Source organism: Streptomyces sp. NPDC014676 (assembly GCF_043084105.1).
In the GTDB taxonomy this organism is placed as follows: Bacteria; Actinomycetota; Actinomycetes; order Streptomycetales; family Streptomycetaceae; genus Streptomyces.
On record NZ_JBIBZI010000002.1, the window covers coordinates 542,105 to 564,323 of the forward strand.

The following is a 22,219-nucleotide window of genomic DNA, read 5'->3' on the forward strand; positions in this document are numbered from 1 at the left end:
CGGCGGGCGGGGTCAGTTGATGCGGATGAGCTTGGCCTTGAGCACGCCGAGCAGACCGCCGTCGACGGTGACGCCCGAGCTGCCGGTGACGTTCACGTCGCGGCCGCCGATCTTCACGCCGACCCGGCCCTGGATGTCCACGTTGCGGCCCGACACGCTCACGTCGCCCCGGCCCGCGTCCAGGGTGATGCCCTTCTTGTCGAGCACGACGGAGCTGAGGGGCGTGCGGGCCGTGCCCTTGCCGGAGTACACGGTCAGCTCGATCCGGTCCCGGCGGTCGTCGAGGAACACCTCCATGTGCTCGTCGGCGGTCAGCAGCCGTACCCCCGAGCGGCCGGGCGCCCGCGCGTCCAGCAGTTCCACCCGATGACCCGAACGCGACACGACGGACCGGCGGTTGACCTTCCCGGTGGTCTTGTCGATCAGTGGCACGTCGTGCGGCGAAGGCTTGTCCACGCCGTTGTAGAGCCCGCCGATGACGTACGGGCTGTCCAGCAGGCCCTGTTCGAAGCCGACCAGCACCTCGTCGTTGACCTCGGCGCCCACCACACCCCCGCCGCCCCTGCCGCCCCACTGCACGGTGCGCACCCAGTCGGTGACGTACGTGTCGTCCAGCCAGGGGAACTTGAGCTTCACGGCGCCGCTCTCGGCACCGCCGGGCTCGCGCACGTCGGTGACGACGCCGATCGCCAGGCCGGGGATGCGCGGGCCCCGGGAGGGCGCGTTGGCGTCGGTGACCAGGCCGGTCAGGGAGCGGTCCGGGCTGGCGCTCACCCACACCGTCGTACGGTATCCGCCGTTCGGTTCGAGGACGTGCTGCACCGCCGTCGCCGTGTACTTGCCGGAGAAGGCCTGCCCGACGTTGCCGAGCGCCACGGGCTTGCCCGCCCGCAGCCTCGGATTGCCCTCGGCCAGCACCTCCAGCTCGCCGAAACCGGCGCTCACCTGGTCGGCCACCGCGTCGGCGACCGCCTTCGTCTCGGCCTGGGTGCGGTACGGGGTGTCGGTGACCGTCAGCTTGGACTTCCCGAACCGGGCGGCGAGCGCGGGGCTCAGTCCCGGCACCACCGCGTCGCTGTCCACCGACGGCCGGGCCGCCACCAGCGGCCGCTTCGTGGTGACGTCCCAGCCGCGCACCTCCACCTGCTGCGCCCCGTCCGCCGCCGACAGGGAGGCCCGCAGCGCCAGCAGGTTCCGCCCGTACTCCAGCACCATCGGGTTCCGGGTGGCCGACGTGGACGGCGCGGGCGCGCCGGACGCCTTCTCCGGTTTGGTGAACTGGAGCAGCCCCTTGTCGTCGACGCGCACCTGTGCGCCGCTCTCGGCGGCCAGGAACTGGAGGAAGTCCCAGTCGGACACGTTCGCCTGCGACAGCTGCTGGTAGGTGACCGGCGCGGCCTGCACGGTGCCGCAGGCCAGGCCCGCCCCGGCGGCCACCTTGCGGACGATGGCCGCCGCCGTCATGTTCCGGTACGCCACCACCTTCCGGCCGCGCTGGAGGCGGTGCGCCTTGGAGTAGGCGCGCACGACCGTGAACGAGCCGGTGCGGTCCCGGTCCAGTTCCAGGGCCGTCACCTCGCCGCTGAAGAGCCGCTCGCGCGCCTGCCCGGACACGGTCACCACCGACACCTTCAGCGGGGTGCCGATGGTGATGCCGGTCTTCTGGAGGAACTCGTGGTCGGGGTCGCGGAAGGTGAGCACCGCCGCGTCCGGCAGGCCCACGTTCTCGTCCACCACGCAGCTCACCAGCTGGGCGGCCCAGACGGGCGGGAGTTCGGCGGGCGTCTCCACGATCGGGTCGGCCGCGAAGGACCGGCCGCCCCGTTCCACCGCTGTGCTCACTGCTCCTCCTCGCCGTCGGCGTCCCGCAGCCCCGGCACCACCAGTTCGGTGCCGGGTACGAGGGCCATCGGGTCGTCGATCCGGTTCGCCTCCGCGATGACCCGCCAGGCCGTCGCGTCGCCGTACTCCCGCCAGGCCAGCAGGGCCAGGCTGTCGCCCGCCACGACGGTGTGCGTACTGCGGGCGGTGCGGGCGCCGGACGTCGGGTTCTGGCCCGGCGGGTCGACGCTCGCCTCCTCGATCGACAGCTGGCAGGTGGCCCGCAGCGGCTTCCCGTCCACGTCGAACAGCGTGTACGACACCGACAGGCTGGAGAGCACCCCGTCGAACGAGGTGGTCCGCGCGGTCCCCCACTCGAACCGCACCCACGGACTGGCCGGCTTCTTGCGGCCGAGGCTCGCCGGGGTCGGCACGCACGCCTTCATCAGCTTCTCCACCGCCTGCTCCACGGAGTTGTCGTGCTTGGCGGTGGCGTCCAGGAACACTTCCAGGGCCAGCGTGCGCGGTCCGCTGCCGACGAACTCGGGCAGCGCCGACTGCCCGGCCATCCGGGACGGGGTGCGCCGCCACTCGGTGGTCTTCTGCAACTGCAGCGTGTTCGGGTTGAACTGGAGGTTCAGCCGCGCGATCGTCCCGCCCGGCTTCGCGCCGACGGACGCCGGGGGCTCCTTCAACGTCAGCTGGGCCCTGGCCCGACTGGCGCGGGACACGGTGGACATGCCGGGACTTCCTTTCCGGGGCGGGTGCGGGTGGCGGCGCGGGGCGGGCGCGGTGGTCAGGAGGGGCGCAGTCCCTCGTGGGCGATCTCCAGGGTCTCGATGGCGGCCTGCGAGTTGCTGGGATCGAAGGACGGGCCCTGCCAGCGCACCGGCACGATCCCGAACACCTGCCAGCTGATGATCCGGCTGAGGTTCGGCTTCAGCGCCACGATCTCGCCGTCCTTGGGCTCCACCCGCTTCAGCGTCTCGTCCAGCCAGCGGCCGATCTTCGCCGTGTCGGCGGTGACCGGCCGGGTGAGCGTGATGTTCGACCAGGTCACACGGCCGGGGAGCTGCCAGGAGAAGCCGTTGTTGCCGCCCTCCGCGAAGCTCTCGATCTCCACCTCGGCGCCCATGCCGGAGCAGGTGTTGAAGGCGCCCAGGTCGTTGCCGCCGATCGTGAGCTGGAAGAACACGCTGCTCGCGAAGATGTTGTCCGTCATCCGTCCGTCATCCGTTCCGTGCCGTGCCCTCAGCGGCGTCCGTCGTAGGGGCGGCCCGTACGTTCCCGGCCGCGCCGCAGCTCGGCGCGCAGCAGGCGGGCCAGGGGGTCGAGCAGGCGGCGCGCGAGGTCGTCCAGGTCGGCGCCGGGGTTCTGCGGGTTGTCCGCCGCCCGGTGGGCCTGCCGGCCGGTCCTCTCGGGTACGGCGAGGTCACCGGCGGCGGAGACCGAGGAGGAACGGGCTGGCGCCGGGCGCGACGTGACCGGTACGCCGGTGACCCCTGCGAGGTCACCGGCGGGAGAGGTGTCGCGCTGGACCGGGGTCGCCGCCCGGCCGGTACCGCCGCGCGCCGCCGGTCCCGGCGTCACGGTCCTCGGGCGGACCACGGGGACGGGTCCCGCCGGCGCCGGTGCCGTCGGGGCCGACGGGCCGTGGGCGAGGGGTGCCGTCTGGAGGGCGGTCACGGGGAGGGACCGCGCCGGTGCGGGGGCGGTCGCCGTACCGGGAGCCGTGCGGGGCGGCTCGGGCCTGACGACGGGGACGGGCCGGCCGGTACCGCCGCTCCCGGGGCCGGTCGGGCCGCCGGTCCGTGGCGCGGGGCCGGGGTCGGGTCGTCGCGCACCCGGGTCCCGCGGCCGGTGCGCCGTCACGGCCCGCTGGACGTGCGGCGGGATCACCGGGGAGCCCGGGGACGGGGCGGACGCCGGGCGCGTGGGCGCCCCCGGGCCGGCGCCGGGGACGGCCGGGGCCGTGGTCCAGCGTGCGGCCACGACGGGGCGGCCGCCGGTGCGGGACGCGGCCGCCGGGGACGCGCCTTCGGGGGTCCGGGTGCTGAGGCCGAGCGGGCGGGCGGGGAGCAGCGCGAGGGTGCGGGGGCGGGGGGTCGCGGGGCGACTCGCGCCCGGGCTGCTCGTCGTGGCGGGGGCGGCCTTGGCGGTCGAGCCCACGGCGGGGCTCACGGCACGGGCGACGACGGGGCCCGGTTCCGGTCCGGCCGGCGCCGACGTGGACGTGGACGTGGATCGTACGACGGTGCCGGCCGGGCCCTTGGACGCCGGACCCGGAGTCGGCGCCACCAACGGCGTGGCGGGTCCGCCGCCGGGCGGGGCGGAGGGATCGGGTGCCGGGGTGCCCTGCGGGGCCGGGTGATCCGTGAGGCGACGCTGGACGTCGGCGGTTCCCAGGAGCGGGGCGGCCGGTGGACCGGCGTCCGCCGCGGGGGGTACGTGGGCGGGCGTCGTACGGGGTGCTCGGGCGCCGGATGGAGTCGTGCCCGGCACGTCGGCGCTGGGGGGCAGCGCGGGCAGGGGCGCGCCCAGGCCGCCACGGGTGCGGGCGCCGGTGCGCTGGGGGGCGGAACTCGGCGGTGAGGCCGGGCTGTTGGAGGGCGTACCGCTCGTGTCCTCGGCCTGGCGCTGGACGACGGGGAGGGTGGGGCCTCCCTCGGCGGCGGCAGTCTGCCGCTTCAGCGGTGTGGCCGTGGGCGGCAGTTCCGTCAGCGGGGCGCCCAGTGGCGGGCGCACGGCGGCCCGCTGGACGGGGTTCTGCCCAGTGGCGGGTGCCGTGGGGGTGTCCACTCGCCGGCGTTCGCCGGGTGCCGCTGCGGCACGGCTGTCCGCGGCCGCGGCGGCGGTACGGCTGTCCGCGGCTGCGGCTGCGGCTGCGGCACGGCTGTCCGCGGCCGCGGGGTCCTTCGGGCTGTCCGGCGTCGGGGCGACGACGGGGCGCAGGGCGGCGACGCGGCGTACGGGGCCGGTCACTCGGCGGGCGACCGTCAACCGGGGTCCCACCGACTGCGGCCGGGCGACCGGACGGGACGGCTCGACTCCAGGGACCCGGGACGCCTCCGGTCGGCCGCCGCTCCGTTCGGGTCCCGCCCCCGTGGCGGTGCGCTGCGCGGACGGCGTCCGCGAGGAAGCGGACGCGGCGGGAACGGGCCGGGCACCGGCTCCCCCGGCGGACGCACCGGGGACCACGGAGACGCGTCGTACGAGCGGAATCGGCGAAGTGGTCGACGGGAGGCCGGAATCGGAAGGTTCCACCACCGGAGTGCCGCTGTCCGGTGTCACGGCTCGCTGCACAGCGGGAGACGACGAGGAGAGCACGGCCGGGGACGTCGTGGGCGTGAGGCCACGGGACGCCGGGGCACCGCTGTTGTCCGGAGTGCCGCGGGAACCGTCGGTGGAACGGGCCACCACGGTCGCCCCGGAACCCGTACCCGCCGCCCGCGCACCACCCGGGCCGCCACGGGACGCCCCGGCACCCGAGTCCGCCGGGCCCGAGGACACCCGGCCGGACGACTCCGCACCGGGAACCCCAGGACCGGAAGTCGCCGAGTCGGCGGTTCCGGAGCGCGAGGAGGCCGGACCGGAGGACGCCGGGCCGGACGGCCCCGTACCGGATGCCCCGGAGCCCGCGGAACCGGAAGCCACGGCCCCGGGGGCCATGGACCCGGAGCCCGAGGACCCGGAGCCCGAGGACCCCGCACCGGACGACCGCACCCGTCGTGCGACCGGTGTCGCCGGCGTCGCCCTGCCCGCGCGGGCCGCCGTGTCCGGCCGTACCGCGTCCGCACGCGCCGTGGCCGGCCCGGCCGCCGCTCCCGGCGCACCGCCCTCCGCGCCGTCCCCCTCCCGCCGCACCGCACGGAGCAGCAGTGGCCCCCCGCCGCTGCTCGTGGCCGCCGGGGTGGCCGGACGGGTGACCCCCCGCACCAGGCCGGCCGGGGCGTCGGGGAGCAGGGCGTGGCCCATGCCCCGGTCGAAGGTCGGGTCCTGCCAGGCGGCGAGGCCCGCGCGGAAGGCGAGGCCGTCGCTCACGCCCAGCGGGGCGCGGGAGACGGTGAGCGGGGGCGCGGCGGTGCGGCGCCAGCCGCCGTCCCAGTCGGCGGGCACGGGCACGGTGGCGGCCGGGACGTCGTTCACGCCCCGGTCCACGCCCGCGGCGCCGGACTCACCGGACCGGCCGGCCGCCGACGGGCCGGCGGCCCGGCGGCGCAGCCTGTCCCGCCATGCCATGCGCTCAACCGCCTTCGTTCATCCGTGTGTTGATGCGGGCGATCTCGGCCACCCACTGCTGCCGCTCGCCGTGGGTGAGGTCGAGGATCTCCTCGCGCGGCCAGTGGAAGTGGTAGGCGACGTACGCGATCTCCTCCCGGAGCCGGGGAAGCGCGTACGTCACGATTCCCCCAGGCGCCCACCCGAGAGGTCGACCTCGAAGGCGCCCTCGCAGTGCGGGCAGGTCACCGCCGCACGGGTGTGGCCCTCGCTGTTGACGCGGCGGTAGAAGTCCTGGAGGAAGGCAACGTCGGTGGCGTACATCCGCTCCACGACCCCGGCGTGCACATCGGTGATCGAGCCGAGCCGGGTGATCACCTGGCTCAGCAGCACCACGCTCAGGTACGCCGGGTTCTCCTTGACCCGCAGATCGATCTGCGGCCGCAGTTCGTCGCGGGCGGTGGCCAGGCGCATCGTGCCGTGCCGGTGCACCGTGCCCTCGTCGTCCACGTAGCCGCGCGGCAGCTCGAACTCGAACTCGGTGCGCAGCCCGTGGTCCTCCCGGCGCGGCGGGGCGGCCGCGGCCGGGGGGTCCGCCGCCGCCTGCTCGGACGCCGGGGCGGGCGCCGTCGCCTGGAGGAGTTCCTCCAGGTTGCCCGCCGTCACCGTACGACGCCTCATTCGACGACGATCTCCTCGAACACGATCGTGACGGACTCGGTGGCCGGGGAGGACTCGCCCGCCTTCAGCGACGGGCCCTCCCACTTGGAGGCCCAGCCCTGGAGCAGCTGGATCCGGCGGACCGTGTTGCCCTCGGTGTCCTTGATCTCGATCGTGAGGTTCTGGCGCGCGGAGTTCACGGCCCCGTTGTTCAGGGTCTCCTTGATCCAGTTGGTGAACTCGCTGCTCTGGTCGAGTCCCCGGGTGATCGTGATCTCGCCGGCCTGCCGGGCACCCGGCTGCTTGCGGATGATCTGCTTGCCCTCGGAGGTCACCTGCTTGACCTCGACGACATCCTCCTCGACGGTGAACCCGCTGATCTCCTGGATCGACTCGACCAGGTATCCGCCGAGCTGCACGCCGAAGACGTGGGTGGAAAGAGCGTCGCCCGTTGCCATGACTGTCTGTCAACCTTCCCTTGCGGACCCGCGGGTCACTCGTCGATGAGGCTGGTGGTGTCGGAGAACTGGGCCAGCCGGAACACCACGAACTCCGCGGGCTTGACCGGCGCGACGCCGATCTCGCAGACGACCCGGCCCTGGTCGATGGACTCCTGCGGGTTGTTGTCGCGGTCGCACTTCACGTAGAACGCCTCGGCGGCGGTGCGGCCGAACAGCGCACCCCGGCGCCACTCCTCCTGGAGGAACGCGGTGACGTTGCGCCGGATGCTCGACCACAGGCGGTCGTCGTTCGGCTCGAACACCACCCACTGGGTGCCGAGCAGGATGGACTCTTCGAGGTAGTTGAACAGGCGGCGCACGTTCAGGTAGCGCCAGGCCGGGTCGGAGGAGAGGGTGCGGGCACCCCAGATGCGGATGCCGCGGCCGGGGAAGGCCCGGATGCAGTTCACGCCGATCGGGTTGAGCAGGTCCTGCTCGCCCTTGCTGAGCCGCAGTTCCAGGTCGACCGCGCCGCGGATGACCTCGTTGGCGGGGGCCTTGTGCACCCCGCGCTCGGCGTCGCTGCGCGCCCACACCCCGGCGACGTGGCCGCTCGGCGGGACGGTGGTGTTGCGGCCGAGGGCCGGGTCGAAGACCCGCACCCACGGGTAGTACAGGGTGGCGTAGCGGGAGTCGTAGCCGGCCTCGTCGTTGCGCCAGGTGCGCACCTGCTGGGCGGACAGGCCGGGCGGGGCGTCGAGCACGGCCACCCGGTCGCCCATCTGCTCGCAGTGCGAGATGACGGCGAGCTGCACGGTGCGTACGCCCTCGGCGTCGATGTCGCCGCGCTGGTAGGCGCCCATGAGGTCCGGCACCGCGACCATGGTGATCTCGTCGATGGTCTCCAGACCGCCGAACCCGGTGCGGGCGGAGGCGTCGCCGACGTACTCGGCGGGGTCGACGCGGGCGGCGTTCCCGGCCGGGGCGGCCGGGGCGTCGGGGACGGCCACCGTGCCCGCGGCGGGCTTGGCGGTCCCCGCGCCGCGCTGCTCGGTGACCTCGATCAGCTCGGAGGAGCGGGCCTGGGTGACCAGGTATCCCTTGACGTTCTTGCGGGTGGAGGCCTCGTAGGTCTCCACCACCTGCTCGCCGCGGCGGACCAGGACCTTGAAGCGGTCCTCCGGCGGGTTCTCCCCGTCGACGTCGGCGACCTCCACCGACACCCCGGTGACGCCCGGCCTGGCCGCGATCAGGAAGCCGCCGAGCTCCACCGGCTGTACGGCCCTGTCGCCCCCGCGCGCCCGGCCGTTGCCGGCCGCCGGGGCGGAGGTGTCCTCGGCGGACCCGCCGACGCGTACGACGTACGCGGCGCCGCCGCCGTTGGAGAAGTAGCCGTGGACCGCGTGGGCCAGATAGGTGCCCTCGGTGAAGCCGCCGAACAGCTGGGAGTACTGGTCCCAGCTGGTGACCAGCGTCGGCGCGTGGAACGGGCCCTTCTCGGCGAAGCCGACGAACGCGGCGACGGCCGTGCCGACCCCTTCGATCGGCCGGGCACCGGACTGCACCTCCTCCACGTACACGCCCGGGGTGAGGTACGTCGGCATGCTCGCTCCTTAACGTCCTTGCGGTCACCTGTGTCCAGGCCGAGTCTGCGCGGAGCCCCGGGCGGGACGGCAGGGACCCGCGGACCTGAACAGGGGCAGGACCGCTGCCTTTCCGGGCTTCTCAACCGCCCCGTCGTCACCCGGTGTTGCCCTTGCGCTGCCCGCGCCGCCCTGGACAGGGCGGCCGGCCGCGCGGTCCACTGGAGCGGCCGCGAAGGTGTACGGACGAGGAGGCACGAGGTGCAGACGCCCAAACCGCGCACCGAGCGGGCCGGAAACCGGCAGCCGGGGCGCGAGGTGTCCCCCGCCCGGCGGGAGACCTCCGCGGGCGCCTCCGTGCCGCCGCCGCTCACCGCCGTCGCGCTGCGCACCGCCCAGCGCGACGTCGGCAACGCGGCCGTGACCCGGATGATCGCCCGCCGGGCACGCCCCGCGCCCGCCCCGGAGCAGCACGACACCGGGGTGAGCGAGGTCCTGAAGTCGGGCGGTAAGCCGCTCGCCGGGCCGGTGCGCCAGGAGATGGAGGCGCGGTTCCGGACCGACTTCTCCGGCGTACGGCTGCACACCGGGCCGGCCGCCGCCCGCTCGGCCCGCGCCATCGGGGCCCGTGCCTACACCTCGGGCAGCCATGTCGTCCTCGGTGACGGCGGCGGCGACAAGCACACCCTCGCCCATGAACTCACCCACGTCGTCCAGCAGCGCCAGGGCCCGGTCTCCGGCACCGACCACGGCAACGGCCTGCGGATCAGCGACCCGGGCGACCGCTTCGAGCGGGAGGCGGAGGCGAACGCGCACCGGATCATGTCGGGGCCCTCACCCGTGCAGCGGGCGGAGGAGTGCGCCGGGGGGCACTCCCACCCGGTGACCGCGGCTCCCGGCGTCCCGCAGGAGGCCGAGGCGCAGATACAGCGGAAGGTCGGCTTCGAGTTCGAGGTCACCGACACCAACTGGAAGTTCCGCGAGAACGGGCGCCTCAAGAAGGACACCAAGAAGTCGCTCATCGACCTGCCCGGCGGTCTGGCGTACGTCGCCGCCGACAACGGGAACGTCGAGTTCGTCACCCACCCGCTGGCGACCCTCGGGGACGTGCGGAAGGCCCTGCTCTCGGTCGTCGCGTTCCACGACAAGGCCTCCGCGGCCGGGAAGTACGTCGAGGGCGCCTACGAGATCGAGGCGCGCGGGCCGGGTCGGGCGAAGCCGCAGGCCACTTTCGGCATCGGCATGCAGAGCGTCAACCAGCTGGTGGCGAAGCTGGAGACCCTGGAACAGCAGGCGAACGACGACAGCCTGCCGACGAAGCGCCGGCGCGTCCGGAACGCCGACGACGGGCTCGAGAAGGAGAAGGACTTCAAGAAGCGGGTGACCGGAATGGTGCCCGGTCTCGGCCAGGCCCGTGATCACGCCGGTGCGGTCCTCGACCGGCTCGCCGCCACGGCCGCCGAACCGCTGGACGCGGACTTGCGGGAAGAGGTCTCCGGGTTCCTGACGGTGATCCTGAAGACCCTCTACGACCTGGAGGACAAGAAGGGCGCCGGCGAGGACCCGAAATACTTCTTCTCGATGATGCCGCGCACGGACTTCGTGAGCATGCGCGGCACTCTGGCACCGGCGGCGCAGGCGTGGCTGGGCAGTCATCTCCAGGACCTCTACACGGCCCTGCACGACATCGCGGACAAGGGGATCGACGGCCCCGTGTTCTCCGGCCGGTACAAGGAGAAGCCGGGTGGTACCGCCCTGACGAGGCGCCAGTGGCTGGACTCGGTCTTCCAGGGATCGGACGCCAAGGACCTGCTCTCTCCCCCGCCCGGCTATCCGCGGCACCACGAGACCCCGGAGCCGGAGGGGGTGGGCGCCATGGGCGCGGACGGGCCCCTGTCGCTCTTCGAGATGCGCGACCTGGGCGGGCCCCTGGAGAAGGAGAGCTGGCTGGGTCTGGCCGAGCTGATCGCCCGGACGGTCGGCGAGGTCACCGGGGACGACGCGCTCACCGAGGAGTGACGGAGCACGGGCCGCGCCGTGACCTTCCCGGCCGGGCGGCGGCCCGTCCCCGTCACACGCCGGCCGCCTCCGCCGTGTACGGTCCGAACTCGCTCTCCAGGACCAGGCGCCCGAGCTTGCGGTACTCCTGGGCGATCGCGGTCACCGTCTGCCGCATGGTGAGCGGGGCGCCGGACTCGGCGGCGAGGTAGGCCGCGGTGACGGCGCAGGCGCGGATGGAGCCGCCGGCCAGTTCGAAGCGGTCCGCGCAGAAGGCGAGGTCGAGGTCGTCGGCCCGGGGCAGCCGGTCGCCCAGACACCGGTCCCACAGGGCGAGCCGCCGGCCGGCGTCCGGCATCGGGAAGTCCGCGACCACGTCCAGGCGGCGGGTGAACGCCTCGTCCAGGTTGGCCCGCAGATTGGTGGTCAGCACGGCGATGCCGTCGAACGACTCCATGCGCTGGAGCAGGTACGCCGACTCGATGTTGGCGTGCCGGTCGTGGGCGTCCTTCACCTCCGAGCGCTTGCCGAAGATCGCGTCGGCCTCGTCGAAGAGCAGGACCGCGTTGACCGCCGACGCCTCGGTGAAGATGCGCTCCAGGTTCTTCTCGGTCTCCCCGATGTACTTGTCCACGACCGTGGACAGGTCGACGACGTACAGGTCCATGCCGAGGTCCGCGGCGACGACCTCGGCGGACATGGTCTTGCCGGTGCCGGACTCGCCGGCGAACAGGGCGATGACGCCGCGTCCCCGGCCGCCACCGGGCCGCATCCCCCACTGCCCGAGCACCCGCTCGCGGTGCCGGGCGCGCAGCGCGAGTTCCCGCAGCCGCCGGTGGGTGGTGGGCGGCAGCACCAGGTCGTCCCAGCCGACGCCCGGCTCCACCCGCCGGGCGAGCCGGTCGAGCCCCGCGCCGTTCTGGGCCCGTACGGCGACCCGCAGATCGTCCGGCCCGACGGGACGGCCGTCGAGGGCGGCCGTCCGCACCGCCACGTCGGCGGCCCTGCGCATCTGCCCCGAGTCCAGCCGGTGCGCGGCGACGGCTCGGGCGAGCGCCTCGACGTCGGGGGGAACCCGGCCGGGGTCGCCGGCCGCGCCGGCGGCCCGGGTGAGGGCGTGGTGCCAGCGGCCGGCCCGGAGTTCGGGGGTGGGGGGCGGGACCGTGAGGGTGACGGGGGTGTCGGGGGCCCACATCGGGTCCCAGGGCGTCGCGTCGTGGGTGAACAGGGGGACGCCCCGCAGTGCGGTGCAGAGCGCCCGGAGCGTACGGGCCCGTTCGGCGGGTTCCCCGGGCAGCGCCGCCAACGGCCCGAGCACCACGCCGGCACCGGTCAGACGGGCTTCGAGGGCGACGACCCGGGCCAGTGCCGGCACGTCGGCCGGGCGGCGGGCGAGGGCCGCCGGGTCCAGGACGAGAGGGCGGGGACCGGCCAGGCGCAGGGCCGCGACGGCCAGCCCCTCGGCGTCGCCGCCCCGGCTGCGCAGATGGACGAGGCCGGCACCGGTCCCGGCCGCGGCCGCCGCCCGGCGCGCCTGCGCCGGTTCGGCGGTGGGGTCCTCCCGTACGTCGTCGAGCACACCGGTGAGCCGGGCGTCGGGCCGCGGGTCGCCCAGGAGGTGGGCGGTGACCCGGTCGGGGACCACCAGGACACGGGAGAGCGGGGGCCGTTCCGGTTCGGCGACCTCCAGCAGGCCGCCCGCGATCAGCGGGGCGCCGGCGGCGAGGCGGAACCGGGCGGGGGACGCGCCGCCGAGCCCGCACAGCTCCAGCGCCAGCCCGACCGTGGGCCGGCGGCGGGTCAGGTCGTCGTTGAGGTAGCCGTACAGCCGCTCGAACCGTGCGTCCAGGTCGGGCGCCACGGCGACCAGCAGCAGGTCGAGGTCGAGCGGCGACAGGTCGAACCGGCGGGCGAGCGTGCCGAGCACGGAGTCCGCCGGCGGCTGCCAGGGCCCCTGCGGGGGTACGTCGAGGCCGCCCGGCTCGTCCAGGATCCGCGCCGCCGCCTCCGGAGTGAGGTACTGGCCGCGGTAGGGGTCGTCGGGGTCCGGATCGGCGTCCCGGCGTACCGCCACGGCCTCCCGCACCCGCCGCTCGACCGCCCCCAGCCGCACCCAGAGGGCGTCGGGGACGGCGGGGGCGTCGAGCGGGGGCTCCACGGTGCGGTTCACGGCTGGCGGTCTCCCTTGCGGCGGCGTCGGGCCGGGGCCGGCGGGCGGGCGCGCGGGCCGGTGAAGCCGTCCGGGCCCGGGTCGCTCGCCTCCGTGTAGCGCAGCCGGCGTCCCGGGCTCGCCTCCGCGCCCTCGCGCGCGGCGGCGGAGCGCACGACGAGGCCCTCGGTGACCGGGGGCGCGGCGACCCGGGTCACCCCGGCGAGCGGCGCCCGCACCCGGACCCCGAGGGACGCCTTCAGCTCCCCGCCGAGCGCCGACCACACGTCGGCGGCGGCCGGCGCGTCCATGCCCGTCCCGGCGGTGTCCAGGCCCACGGTCAGGCCGAGTTCGGCGAGCGAACCGGTGAGCAGCGCCGGGGGCAGCACGTCGTACGCCACCAGGGTGCCGAGCACCTGCGACAGCAGCCGGTGCTCGTCCTGCGGGCGGCTCGCCCACGCCGTGACGAGGTACGTCAGCTGGAACCAGCGCGGCGGGGAGCGCCGGGCGACGACGTGCCCTTCCTCGTCGTACACCTCCCCCGCGCCGCTGCCGCGCCGCAGGGCGTCCTCCCGGATGTCGTACAGGAAGACGCAGACGGTCGGGGTGCTGCGCCGGGCAGCCCAGTCCCGGGTGGGGGCGTCGAAGACCACGTCGACGCCCGACGCCTCCAGACCGCTCCCGGCGAGCAGCCGGCGCAGCCCCTCGTCGACCTCGTGGATCACCGGCGGGTCACCTCGTCCGGCGGCTGCACGCTGCCGTTGACGACCAGGAAGTCGGTCTTCACCGGGAAGAATCCGGGGCCGCTGGCCGTGATGACGCGCGGTCCGGTCTGGTCCTTGGCGAGGATCAGCAGCTGGCCGGTGAACGTGCCGTCCGCCAGCGGGACGGTCGGCGCCGCGGCCGCGGTGATGCCCGGCTTCCATTTGAACCGCACCGGCGCTCCCGGCGGGAAGTCCTTGCCGCGCACGGAGGTGACGAAGCCGGGCTTGCCGATGTCCGGCACCGCGACGATGCGCGGCTGGAGGATGCGCAGCCGCTGCCGGGCGGTGTTGTCGTTCCGGTCGGCGTCCGTGCCGGTGGTGGTGAGCACCCCGGTGACCTGGCCGGTCATCGCCTTGTCCGGGCTGAGCACGACCCGTACGACGGTGCTCGCGCCCGGCGTGAGGTCGGGCAGCGCGCACACCCAGTTCCGGTCGCAGCCGGCCGGGCGCCCGCTGTCGGGGATGCCCGCGGGCAGGCCGACGCGCAGCCGCAGTCCGGTGGCGAGCGCGTTGCGGCCGTTGCGGACGGTGTACGTCACCACGACGCGCCCGCCGACGTAGCCGGGGTTCGGCTGGGCGGTGACCCGCACCCCGGGACCGGCCTCGGGCTCCTCCGGCTCCGGAGGCACCGTGGGGGTCGGCGTCGGGGCGGGGGGCGCGGGCGGCGCGGGAGTCGGGGACGCGGGCGGCGTGGGGGTCGGCGTGGGGGTCGGCGTGGGCGTGGGGGTCGGCGTGGCCTCGGCCACCGGCACCACGGTCCGGCCCGCGTTGTCGCTGGGCTGCGGGTCGATGACCGTACCGTCGACCGACCAGCCGACCGGCGCGTCGCCGGGGACGACACCGGTGAGCGTGACGTCCACCGGGACGGTGCTGCCGGGCTCCACCACGTCGAGGTCGCACTGGAGGGAGGCCGCGTCGCAGGGGTCGCCGGACCAACTGATCCGGGTGACCCGCACGCCGGCCGGCGGGGCGATGGTCAGACGGGTGCCGGGGGAGGCGGCGGGGCCGTTGTTGACCACCTCCACGGTGACCGTGGTGGTGTCGCCGACGGTGACCGGCGGGGTGGTGCCGGGCGCCCGGACGGCGAGGTCCACGGACTGCTGGACGGCGGGTTCCTTCTGCCGGCCCGCGAGGTCGCCGGTGAGCGTGGTGACGTCGCCGGAGGCGATGTCGAGGCGGTTCAGCTTCTCGGGGCTGTTGACCGCGGCCGCGGCGCGGGAGCTGAACACGAGCCCCTTGCCGTCGGCGGTCCAGGCGGCGTCGCGGGGCTGGTGCGGGCCGGTGACCGAGGTGTCCGGCAGCTTCCGGCCGCAGGCGCCGGGCACACCGCGGGCGGCGGCCGGCAGCAGCACCCGGCAGGTGTTGCCGGACAGGGAGGTGAGCAGGATGCCGTTCTTCTCGTCGATCAGGCCGGCGCCGTTCTTGCGGTTGAAGGCGATGCCGCGGCCGTCCGGGGAGAACGCGGGGCTGTCGTCGATGACCTCGCAGTCGCCCGGGCAGTTTTCCTTGCTCAGGTCGTCCTGCTGGGACAGGTCGTCCACCGACACGGTCCACACGTGCTTGTTGCCGCGGGCCCCGTTGATCTCCATGGCGCGGGTGAAGGCCAGGGTGGTGCCGTCGGGGGACCAGGTGGGCTGGGCGTCCCGGCCGGTGAGCTCTCCGTCCGGCGGGACGACCTCGCCGGCTATCTCGCCGGAGGCGACGTCCGCGATGAGGATGTGGCTGGTTCCGCCGACGCCGCCGGGCGAGGTCCGGGTGAAGGCGAGGTACTTGCCGTCCGGGGAGAACGTCGGGTCGGTGTCCCAGTCCGTGTCGGCGCGTCCCTCGAGCTCCATGGGCTCCGGCTTGGAGCCGTCGGCGTCCACCGTCCAGATCCGCTGGATCCGCTGTCCGGCGGCGTTGTCCTCGAAGCGGGTGACGACGATCCGGCGGCCGTCGGGCGTGTAGCTCTGCCGTTCGGTCCACGGGTCGTAGCCGGGCCGGGGATCGAACAGCGGGTCCTTGGCGGAGTTGGTGTTGGTGTCGGCCTCCGGATCCTCGTTGAGGATCGTCAGCCCCAGATCGCGGGGGTCGGAGCCGTCCGTCCGGGCGTCCTGGAGCGTCACCGTGTGCGGGCCGGCCGCGGAAGTGCGCTCGACCACCGCTTTGCCGCCATCGAGGGGGCCGAGCCAGGTGGGCGAGAGGACGTCCCGGTTCTCGTTGAGCACCAGCGAGGGGACCCGGTCGGAGTGGGCGGTGGACCGGAACACGTGGTCCCAGTCGCTCTGGCACTCACAGGTGTTCTCGGGGCTGAGGAACACCAGACCGTCCCCGTCGGGCAGCCACGCCGCCCCGTGGGCACGCCAGCCGGCCCTCGCGCCCCCGAACAGCGGCTCGTCGGCCCTCCCGTTGGTGATCCGCAGCCGGCGCTTGGACTCCCCGTCCTCGGTCGTGGTGGCGGTGTACGCGATCCATTCGCGGTTGACGCCGTCGTCGACCGGGTTCCACGCCGGTTCGGAGGCGGTGCCGTTCGCGGGATCGGTGATCCGGGTGGCGGTGCCGCCGTCCAGGTCCCGTACGTAGATCTGCCGGCCGACCGACGGACCGCCGTCGGAGACGTACGCGATGCGCTTCCCGTCGGGGGAGACCGTCGGGTCCTCCTCGTCCTCCGGGGTGTCGGTCAGCGGGGTCAGACCGGTGCCGACGGTGCCGTCGGTGCGCACCAGCCACAGGTCGCGCTGCGTCCCGCCGCCCGCGGTGGGCTCGGCCGCGTCGAACACCACGAACCGCCCGTCGGGCGTCAGCTGGGGGTGTGCCGCGTCCATGCCCTCGGTGAGCCGCCGTATCTTGCCGTCGGCGGCCCGCAGATAGATCTGCGGGTTCTTCTCGTCGCGGCGGCTGGCGAAGACCAACTGGTCGTCGAGGGCGGACGGCTGCACGTCGTAGTGGGCCGGACCCTCGCCGGACAGCGCGGTGCTGGAGGTGGTGGTGGTGGCCTCGCCGAGACTGCGGTGCCCGGTGCCGGCGTACGCGATCCGGGTCTGGGCGGCGTCCGCCGCGGCCGTCGTCCGCGGCTCGGCGCTGCCCGGGCCGGCCGCCGCCGTCACCCCGAGGAGGGGAACGACCAGCAGCAGCGACATGCCGAGTCTCCCCAGGCGGTACCGCCCGCCGGAGCCAGCGGTTTCCATCACGGTCCCCTTCGCAGTCTGGTGCGGCATCTGGATGTGCCCTCGCCACCGTGCACCGGCCGCGCGCACGGCGGCAGGGCGGTGGGGCCGCATCCGGGGGAAGCGCGGGGTGTGCTTTCGGGCAGTGCGGGGTTCCCCGGCGTCGTCGGCGGGGTCGCCCGGCCGGCCCTCAGATCAGCCCGTTGCGCAGCGCGTAGCCCACGGCGTGGGCCCTGTTGCGCAGTTGCAGCCGGGTGATGACCTCGTGCAGGACGTTCTTCACGGTGCGTTCGGAGTACGAGGTCTTACGGGCTATCTCCGCCGTGTCCAGTCCCTCCGACACCAGGCGCAGCATGTCCGCCTCGCGCGTGGTGAGCGTCGACAGGGACAGGGCACCGGGGTCGAGCGCGGAGCGCTGGAGGCTGCCGACGTGGCTGAGCAGTTCGCCCAGCAGGTCGCCGGGCAGCATCCCCTCGCCGTTGCCGGTGGCCAGGACCAGACGGAGCAGCTGGTCCTGATCGGCCTCGGCGCGGCGCAGCACCGCCGCGACACCGCACTCGATGACGCGTTGCAGCCCGCCGGCCCCGAGGGTGCCGATCACCAGGCCGGTGCGGGTGGCGCTGTTGTGCCGCAGCCGGTTCAGCAGGGCGGCCACGTCGTCGTCGACGGTGTCCGCGACCACCAGGGACACCCGCGCCGAGCCCACGTCGTCGGTGTCGACCAGGTCGACCTCCGGACGGTGCCGTAACTGCTGGACGACGCCCACGCGCAGCACCGGGTCGGCGGCGTAGACGGCCAGGGACACCCGGGCCGGGGGCTCGGCGGGAGAGACGCGGTGGATCCAGCCGGCCCGGACGGGGCCGGGGGGCGGGGCGTCGGGCGGGGCAGGTCTGTTCTCATCTGCGCGGAACACGGCTACCTGTTTCCTGAGTCGGTGGGGGGTTACAGGGGAAGACGTGAGGTGACCATGGGCGAGGTGGTGCACGCGAGGCGGCTCGCCACATTAAGAGCCCACCATTACGGGGGAGTTGACGGCGCCTTGCCGGGCAGCATCACTGCCCGCGCATTGCCCTCGCGTTCCTCGCCGCGTTCCCGGGCGCGCTCCTACGGTGAGGGCGTGACGCCTTCCGCAGCCTCTTCCCGTCCCGGTGCGCCCGGCCTCGACCTCCCGGCCGTGACGGTGACTCCGGGCGACATCGCCACCACCACCCTCACGGTGCGCAACGACAGCGACATCGTCGAGGCGTACGACCTGAAGGTCGTCGGCGACTGCGCCGCCTGGACCACGGTCGAACCGGCGCGCGTCTCCCTGTATCCCGGCACCTCCGAGACGGTGACGCTCCGCCTGGAGCCGCCGCGTTCGCCGGAGATCCGGGCCGGTGAGGTCCCCCTCGGTGTGCGGGTGCTGCCGAACGAGCACCCCGACGCCGTACGGGTCCTCGAGACCACGGTGCACATCGGGGAGTTCCGTGAACTGCGGACCGAGCTGTCCCCGCGCCGTCGGCGCGGCTGGCTGCGCGGGCGCTATCTGCTGGCCGTACGCAACCAGGGCAACACCCCGGTGCGGGTGCGCTTCACGCCCGGTCAGGCGGGCGAGGAGCTGGCGTTCGCCTTCGACCCGGCGCAGCCGAAGCTGGAGCCCGGCGAGTCGGCGGAGGTCCGGCTGCGGGTCCGTACCGCCAAGCCGGTGTGGTTCGGCGACCCCGTGGTGTGGCCGTTCACCGTGGACACCACGGAGGCCGTCGAGCAGGAGGAGCCGGCGGAGGCCCGCGGGGACGATCCCGTCGTACGGCCGCCGCTGGACGCGGAGTTCGTCCAGATCCCGATCTTCCCCAAGTGGCTGCTGGTGCTGCTCGCCGCGCTGCTCGCGCTGCTGCTCGCCTGGTTCACGCTGGTCCGTCCCGCGGTGCGCAGCGCCGCCGAGGAGGCGGCGACCGAGGCGGTCCAGCCGCGGCCGACACCGGCCGGGGAGCAGGAGGCCGGCGGAGAAGGGGCCCCGGGCACCGGTGGTGCGGAGGACAGCCCCGGGGGCGGCGGCCAGGAGTCGGGGGCCGCGGCGCCCGGGACGGGCGGCGGCGGAAGCGGCTCGGCGGCCGGGGGCGGTATCGCGGCCGGCGGGCGGCAGAGCTCGGAGACGATCGACCTGAAGACGCGCACGGGGGCGACCGAGTCCGGCACCTACGAGGTGCCCGAGAACAGCGTCTTCGGGGTCACCGACATCGTCGTCGCCAACTTCCAGGGCGACGAGGGCGTACTGACGATCAGCTTCGGCGACCGCAAGATCACCACGATCGCGCTGGAGACCTTCCGCAATCAGGACTACCACTGGGTCACTCCCATCGAGATCCCGGAGAACGACACGGTGACCATCAGCGTGACCTGCGCGAAGCCCGGTACGCCGGCCACGGGTCGTCAGGCGTCGGAGTGCCATGAGGTCCTGAACGTGAGCGGAGTACTCGGCACCACCGCGCGATGAATCGGATGTGCTGCTTCCGAGTTCATCCTCGATCAGTGGCTACTACATTCGGAAAGTTCCGAAAGCCTTTCGGCCGGAAATGAATAACCTTGGTCTCAAAACCGGCATCCGGCCCCAGGGGTCCCGTGGAACACGGGACCCCTGACGGACGCTAGGGGCGACCGGCGCCCGGGTTCCCGGACTTCTCCGGCTTCCCGGGCCCGCCGCCGGAGACATCGCCCTCGCCGCGCGTGGCGTTGCCGCTCCCGTTGCCCGTGGCGTTGCCGCTCCCGTTGCCCGTGGCGTTGCCGCTCCCGTTGCCCGTGGAGCCGTTACCGTCCTGCCCGGCCGAACCGTTACCGTCCTGCCCGGCCGAACCGTTGCCGTCCTGCCCGGCCGAGTCGCCGCCGTCCTTCTCCGGCCGCCGCGCCGTATCGGTCCCCGCCGGCCGCTCGGCACAGTAGGCGCCGACGTTCGCCGCACCGCCCGCCGCCTCGACGAGCCGCTTCCAGGCCGTCGATTCCAGCGCCCCGCCCCGTCCTCGGACCCGGTCGTAGGCGCGGCAGCGGGCCTCGGTGTCCCCGGCCGTGCCGGGACGGCCGGGGAGGCCGGAGTCGGTCCCCGGGCCCGCCGAGCCACCGGCGGACGGGCCGGTGGTACCGGGCGACGGGGCGTGGGTGCCCTCGACGTCCTCCGCCGGTTCGTCCGTGGACGAGCCGGCCGCGCCGATGCCGGCGACCGCGACACCGCTCAGGGTGAGACCGGCGATCAGCACGGACAGCGTTGCCTTCAGCGAGTGGCGGCCGAGCCGGCCGCGCCGGATCCGCCAGTCGTCCCGGCGCCGGGTGCGCGCGCCGAGCGCCCCCGCCTCCCGGGCGGCCAGGAACGCGGCGACGGCCCGCTGCTCGGCCCCGGCGTCCACGCCGCGGCGGATCAGCGCGGCGGCGAGCAGCGCCTCCAGATCCGCGGCGTCGACGACCCGGCGCCCGCCCGTGACGGAGTCCGGACCGCCGGACCCGGGCGGCGCGCCCCTCTCAGGGTGCACACGCCGACGGCCGGCCGGCCCGCCGTCGTTCTGCCGTTCACCCATGTCCGTTCCCGTTCCTGCTCGTTCCACTTGATACCCACGCCCGGCCCGCCACGTCCGTGCGGACCGGCCGCACAAGCGGTACCGCCCGGACCGACGGATACGTTCCGCATGTCCGGCCCGTTCAGCCGGTGGCCCTCGGGGGCCGGCGTGGACCGCCGGGTGCGGCCGGCCCGGGCCGGACGCCGTCGCGCCGCCCGCCGTGTCCGCCGTCCCGGCCGACGTTCATGTCGACTCACCCAGCGTCCGCGAGGCCTCATCCGTCACACTCTCGACGCCGAGCTGCTTCGCCAGACGCTTCAGTCCCCGGTACGCGGCCGTCCGTACCGCGCCCGGCCGCTTGCCGAGGACGCGGGCGGCGGCGGGGCCGTCGAGGCCGACGACCACCCGCAGCAGCACGGCCTCGGCCTGGTCCCGCGGCAGGCCGCCGACCAGTTCGAGGGCGTACTCGGTGGACAGGGACTCCATGGCCTGGTCGTAGGTGCTGTGCGGTCCGGGCAGGTCCAGGACGTCCTGTTCCAGCGTGGAGGGCCGGGGCCGCACCCGCTGCCGGCGCAGGTGGTCCAGCGCCCGGTGCCGGGCGATGGTCGCCGTCCAGCCCCGGAACCCGGCCCCGTCACCCTTGAACCTCCCCAGGTCGCGGGCTATCTCCAGCCAGGCGTCCGACATCACGTCCTCGGCGTCGTCCCCGACCAGCCCGCGCACATAGACGAGCAGGCCGGGCTGTACGAGCCGGTAGGCCGCGGCGAAGGCCGCCTCGTCGCCCTTCTGGGCCCGCGCGACGGCCGCGCCCAGTTCCCCGTCGTACGCCTGTGCGCGGCGGGGTTCCCCTCCGTGGCCCAAGAACCGTCCTCGTCCGTACCGAGCGCGTAGCGCACCGCCATCGCTTGGCGTGGGCACGTCCAGCAGTGTCCACACCCCCACGGTCATCAGCGTCCGGCGCCATGAAAGTGTCACAGCTCGTCACACGCCCCGTACGGCACACGCGGGCACGCCGGTCCGCCCCCTGACCCTCGACGTCGGGGAACGGCGGGGCCGCCCGGACAGGTGCCGTCCCGGTCGTACGGCCGGGCGTTGACGACGCGGTCCTTCAAGTCCCTTGATCCGCCGTCATCGCGGGGGCCGGGCGTCCGGGTCCCGGGCGGGTCCCGTGGCCGTGTCCGATGCGGTGGCCGGCCGCGTCGCTCCCCGCGTCCGCCGTGCTTCCCCACGAGGGGGATCCCCCGTGTCCCCCTGTGCCGGCGGTCAGGCGGCGGTCCCCCGGGCCCGCCCGTGCAGCACCAGGTAGAAGGTCCCCAGCGACTCCTGCGGGCCGCCCGCCTCGAACCGGTTGTGCACCTTGCCGACCGGATTCCAGATCCGGCCGTCGGGCATCCGGATCCCGACCGGCTGCCCGAAGTACGCGCGCTGCCGTTCGTCGAGGTCCACCCACACCCCGCCCGCGCGGCGCACGAGCACCTCACCGACGTAGGCGCCGAGGCCGAACAGCGTGTCGTGCGCCCGCTCGCGGTCCGCCCCGCCCTTGCGGAGCCCGTCGACCAGGGCGTCGACCAGGCGCAGGCTGGCCACGGAGTAGTCCAGCGGGAGCCGGCCGCGGGCGGTCGCGCGGGCCACGAAGGCCGCCGCGCACAGCCGCATCCGTCCCGCACCCGGCATCCGCTCGTCCGCCGCCTCCATGCGACACCGCCCCTCAACTCGCCCCGCCATGGCATTCGTTCGAACCCTCCGGAAGACCAAGCGGACGTCGGGCCGCGATCATCACGTGTCATGGGCGTGGCGATCACCACACGGTCAACTCACCGGGCGCATACAACCTTTCCGCTTCTCGTACGTCCGCGAGACTTCCCGGGGAATGTGCGGGTCCGGTGACACCACGTGTGACGTTTGGCGCGCGCTCG

The 22,219-nt window shown here is 74.5% G+C and carries 17 protein-coding genes; 2 read left to right on the plus strand and 15 right to left on the minus strand.

Annotated features, from left to right (window positions below; translation table 11 throughout):
• Nucleotides 1-12 precede the first annotated feature (12 nt).
• The 8 genes from ACF1DX_RS06880 to ACF1DX_RS06915 are packed head-to-tail and all read right to left on the minus strand — an operon-like array spanning nucleotide 13 to nucleotide 8,743.
• The gene (locus ACF1DX_RS06880; RefSeq protein WP_391790164.1) at nucleotides 13-1,842 is read right to left on the minus strand and encodes a VgrG-related protein; all 1,830 of its coding nucleotides are present in this window, start codon (nucleotides 1,840-1,842) and stop codon (nucleotides 13-15) included.
• Nucleotides 1,839-2,561: a LysM peptidoglycan-binding domain-containing protein gene (locus ACF1DX_RS06885; RefSeq protein WP_391790165.1), complete on the minus strand. Its 723-nt coding sequence runs from the start codon at nucleotides 2,559-2,561 to the stop codon at nucleotides 1,839-1,841. The genes ACF1DX_RS06880 and ACF1DX_RS06885 overlap by 4 nt, the downstream gene beginning before the upstream one ends.
• Nucleotides 2,562-2,617: 56 nt before the next feature.
• A complete protein-coding gene (locus ACF1DX_RS06890) occupies nucleotides 2,618-3,043 on the minus strand; it encodes a phage tail protein (RefSeq protein ID WP_030871410.1) in 426 nt (141 codons plus the stop codon).
• A gap of 29 nt (nucleotides 3,044-3,072) precedes the next feature.
• Nucleotides 3,073-6,060: a hypothetical protein gene (locus tag ACF1DX_RS06895; protein WP_391790166.1), complete on the minus strand. Its 2,988-nt coding sequence runs from the start codon at nucleotides 6,058-6,060 to the stop codon at nucleotides 3,073-3,075.
• 4 nt (nucleotides 6,061-6,064) lie between these two features.
• The gene (locus ACF1DX_RS06900; RefSeq protein ID WP_199822185.1) at nucleotides 6,065-6,223 is read right to left on the minus strand and encodes a DUF6760 family protein; all 159 of its coding nucleotides are present in this window, start codon (nucleotides 6,221-6,223) and stop codon (nucleotides 6,065-6,067) included.
• Nucleotides 6,220-6,720, minus strand: coding sequence for a hypothetical protein (locus tag ACF1DX_RS06905; protein WP_391790167.1), 501 nt, complete (start codon nucleotides 6,718-6,720; stop codon nucleotides 6,220-6,222). Before ACF1DX_RS06905 ends, ACF1DX_RS06900 begins: the two co-directional genes overlap by 4 nt.
• Nucleotides 6,717-7,157: a phage tail protein gene (locus tag ACF1DX_RS06910; RefSeq protein ID WP_030829861.1), complete on the minus strand. Its 441-nt coding sequence runs from the start codon at nucleotides 7,155-7,157 to the stop codon at nucleotides 6,717-6,719. The genes ACF1DX_RS06905 and ACF1DX_RS06910 overlap by 4 nt, the downstream gene beginning before the upstream one ends.
• Nucleotides 7,158-7,192: 35 nt before the next feature.
• Nucleotides 7,193-8,743 (minus strand): phage tail sheath family protein, encoded by a 1,551-nt coding sequence (locus tag ACF1DX_RS06915; protein ID WP_391790168.1) that lies wholly within the window; start codon nucleotides 8,741-8,743, stop codon nucleotides 7,193-7,195.
• 240 nt (nucleotides 8,744-8,983) lie between these two features.
• On the opposite strand from ACF1DX_RS06915, the gene ACF1DX_RS06920 reads away from it, so the two are divergent.
• Nucleotides 8,984-10,741, plus strand: coding sequence for a DUF4157 domain-containing protein (locus ACF1DX_RS06920; protein WP_391790169.1), 1,758 nt, complete (start codon nucleotides 8,984-8,986; stop codon nucleotides 10,739-10,741).
• Nucleotides 10,742-10,793: 52 nt separating this feature from the next.
• Here the strand turns inward: ACF1DX_RS06920 and ACF1DX_RS06925 are convergent, their stop codons facing one another.
• The 4 genes from ACF1DX_RS06925 to ACF1DX_RS06940 all read right to left on the minus strand — a co-directional run bounded on the left by ACF1DX_RS06925 (nucleotide 10,794) and on the right by ACF1DX_RS06940 (nucleotide 17,692).
• A complete protein-coding gene (locus ACF1DX_RS06925; RefSeq protein WP_391790170.1) occupies nucleotides 10,794-12,890 on the minus strand; it encodes an AAA family ATPase in 2,097 nt (698 codons plus the stop codon).
• Nucleotides 12,887-13,594: a DUF4255 domain-containing protein gene (locus ACF1DX_RS06930; RefSeq protein WP_391790171.1), complete on the minus strand. Its 708-nt coding sequence runs from the start codon at nucleotides 13,592-13,594 to the stop codon at nucleotides 12,887-12,889. The genes ACF1DX_RS06925 and ACF1DX_RS06930 overlap by 4 nt, the downstream gene beginning before the upstream one ends.
• Nucleotides 13,591-16,800, minus strand: coding sequence for a TolB family protein (locus tag ACF1DX_RS06935; protein ID WP_391790172.1), 3,210 nt, complete (start codon nucleotides 16,798-16,800; stop codon nucleotides 13,591-13,593). The genes ACF1DX_RS06930 and ACF1DX_RS06935 overlap by 4 nt, the downstream gene beginning before the upstream one ends.
• Before the next feature lie 169 nt (nucleotides 16,801-16,969).
• A complete protein-coding gene (locus ACF1DX_RS06940) occupies nucleotides 16,970-17,692 on the minus strand; it encodes a LuxR C-terminal-related transcriptional regulator (protein ID WP_391790173.1) in 723 nt (240 codons plus the stop codon).
• Nucleotides 17,693-17,896: 204 nt separating this feature from the next.
• Between ACF1DX_RS06940 and ACF1DX_RS06945 the strand changes: the two genes are divergently transcribed.
• Nucleotides 17,897-19,255, plus strand: coding sequence for a hydrolytic protein (locus tag ACF1DX_RS06945; protein WP_391790174.1), 1,359 nt, complete (start codon nucleotides 17,897-17,899; stop codon nucleotides 19,253-19,255).
• A gap of 151 nt (nucleotides 19,256-19,406) precedes the next feature.
• Here ACF1DX_RS06945 and ACF1DX_RS06950 read toward each other — a convergent pair whose 3' ends face one another.
• The 3 genes from ACF1DX_RS06950 to ACF1DX_RS06960 all read right to left on the minus strand — a co-directional run bounded on the left by ACF1DX_RS06950 (nucleotide 19,407) and on the right by ACF1DX_RS06960 (nucleotide 21,998).
• Entirely contained in the window at nucleotides 19,407-20,324 is a 918-nt protein-coding gene (locus ACF1DX_RS06950; RefSeq protein WP_391790175.1) for a hypothetical protein, read from the minus strand.
• Between the two features lie 222 nt (nucleotides 20,325-20,546).
• A complete protein-coding gene (locus tag ACF1DX_RS06955; protein WP_391790176.1) occupies nucleotides 20,547-21,164 on the minus strand; it encodes an RNA polymerase sigma factor in 618 nt (205 codons plus the stop codon).
• A gap of 402 nt (nucleotides 21,165-21,566) precedes the next feature.
• Nucleotides 21,567-21,998, minus strand: a complete 432-nt coding sequence (locus ACF1DX_RS06960) for a hypothetical protein (protein WP_391790177.1) — start codon at nucleotides 21,996-21,998, stop codon at nucleotides 21,567-21,569.
• Between the last annotated feature and the right edge of the window lie 221 nt (nucleotides 21,999-22,219).

Excerpts from the sequence above, each read along its gene's own strand:
- ACF1DX_RS06885 (WP_391790165.1), bottom strand. The coding sequence starts at position 2,561 with ATGTCCACCGTGTCCCGCGCCAGTCGGGCCAGGGCCCAGCTGACGTTG.
- ACF1DX_RS06890 (WP_030871410.1), bottom strand. The coding sequence starts at position 3,043 with ATGACGGACAACATCTTCGCGAGCAGCGTGTTCTTCCAGCTCACGATC.
- ACF1DX_RS06895 (WP_391790166.1), bottom strand. The coding sequence starts at position 6,060 with ATGGCATGGCGGGACAGGCTGCGCCGCCGGGCCGCCGGCCCGTCGGCG.
- ACF1DX_RS06905 (WP_391790167.1), bottom strand. The coding sequence starts at position 6,720 with ATGAGGCGTCGTACGGTGACGGCGGGCAACCTGGAGGAACTCCTCCAG.
- ACF1DX_RS06910 (WP_030829861.1), bottom strand. The coding sequence starts at position 7,157 with ATGGCAACGGGCGACGCTCTTTCCACCCACGTCTTCGGCGTGCAGCTC.
- ACF1DX_RS06915 (WP_391790168.1), bottom strand. The coding sequence starts at position 8,743 with ATGCCGACGTACCTCACCCCGGGCGTGTACGTGGAGGAGGTGCAGTCC.
- ACF1DX_RS06935 (WP_391790172.1), bottom strand. The coding sequence starts at position 16,800 with ATGGAAACCGCTGGCTCCGGCGGGCGGTACCGCCTGGGGAGACTCGGC.
- ACF1DX_RS06950 (WP_391790175.1), bottom strand. The coding sequence starts at position 20,324 with ATGGGTGAACGGCAGAACGACGGCGGGCCGGCCGGCCGTCGGCGTGTG.
- ACF1DX_RS06960 (WP_391790177.1), bottom strand. The coding sequence starts at position 21,998 with ATGGAGGCGGCGGACGAGCGGATGCCGGGTGCGGGACGGATGCGGCTG.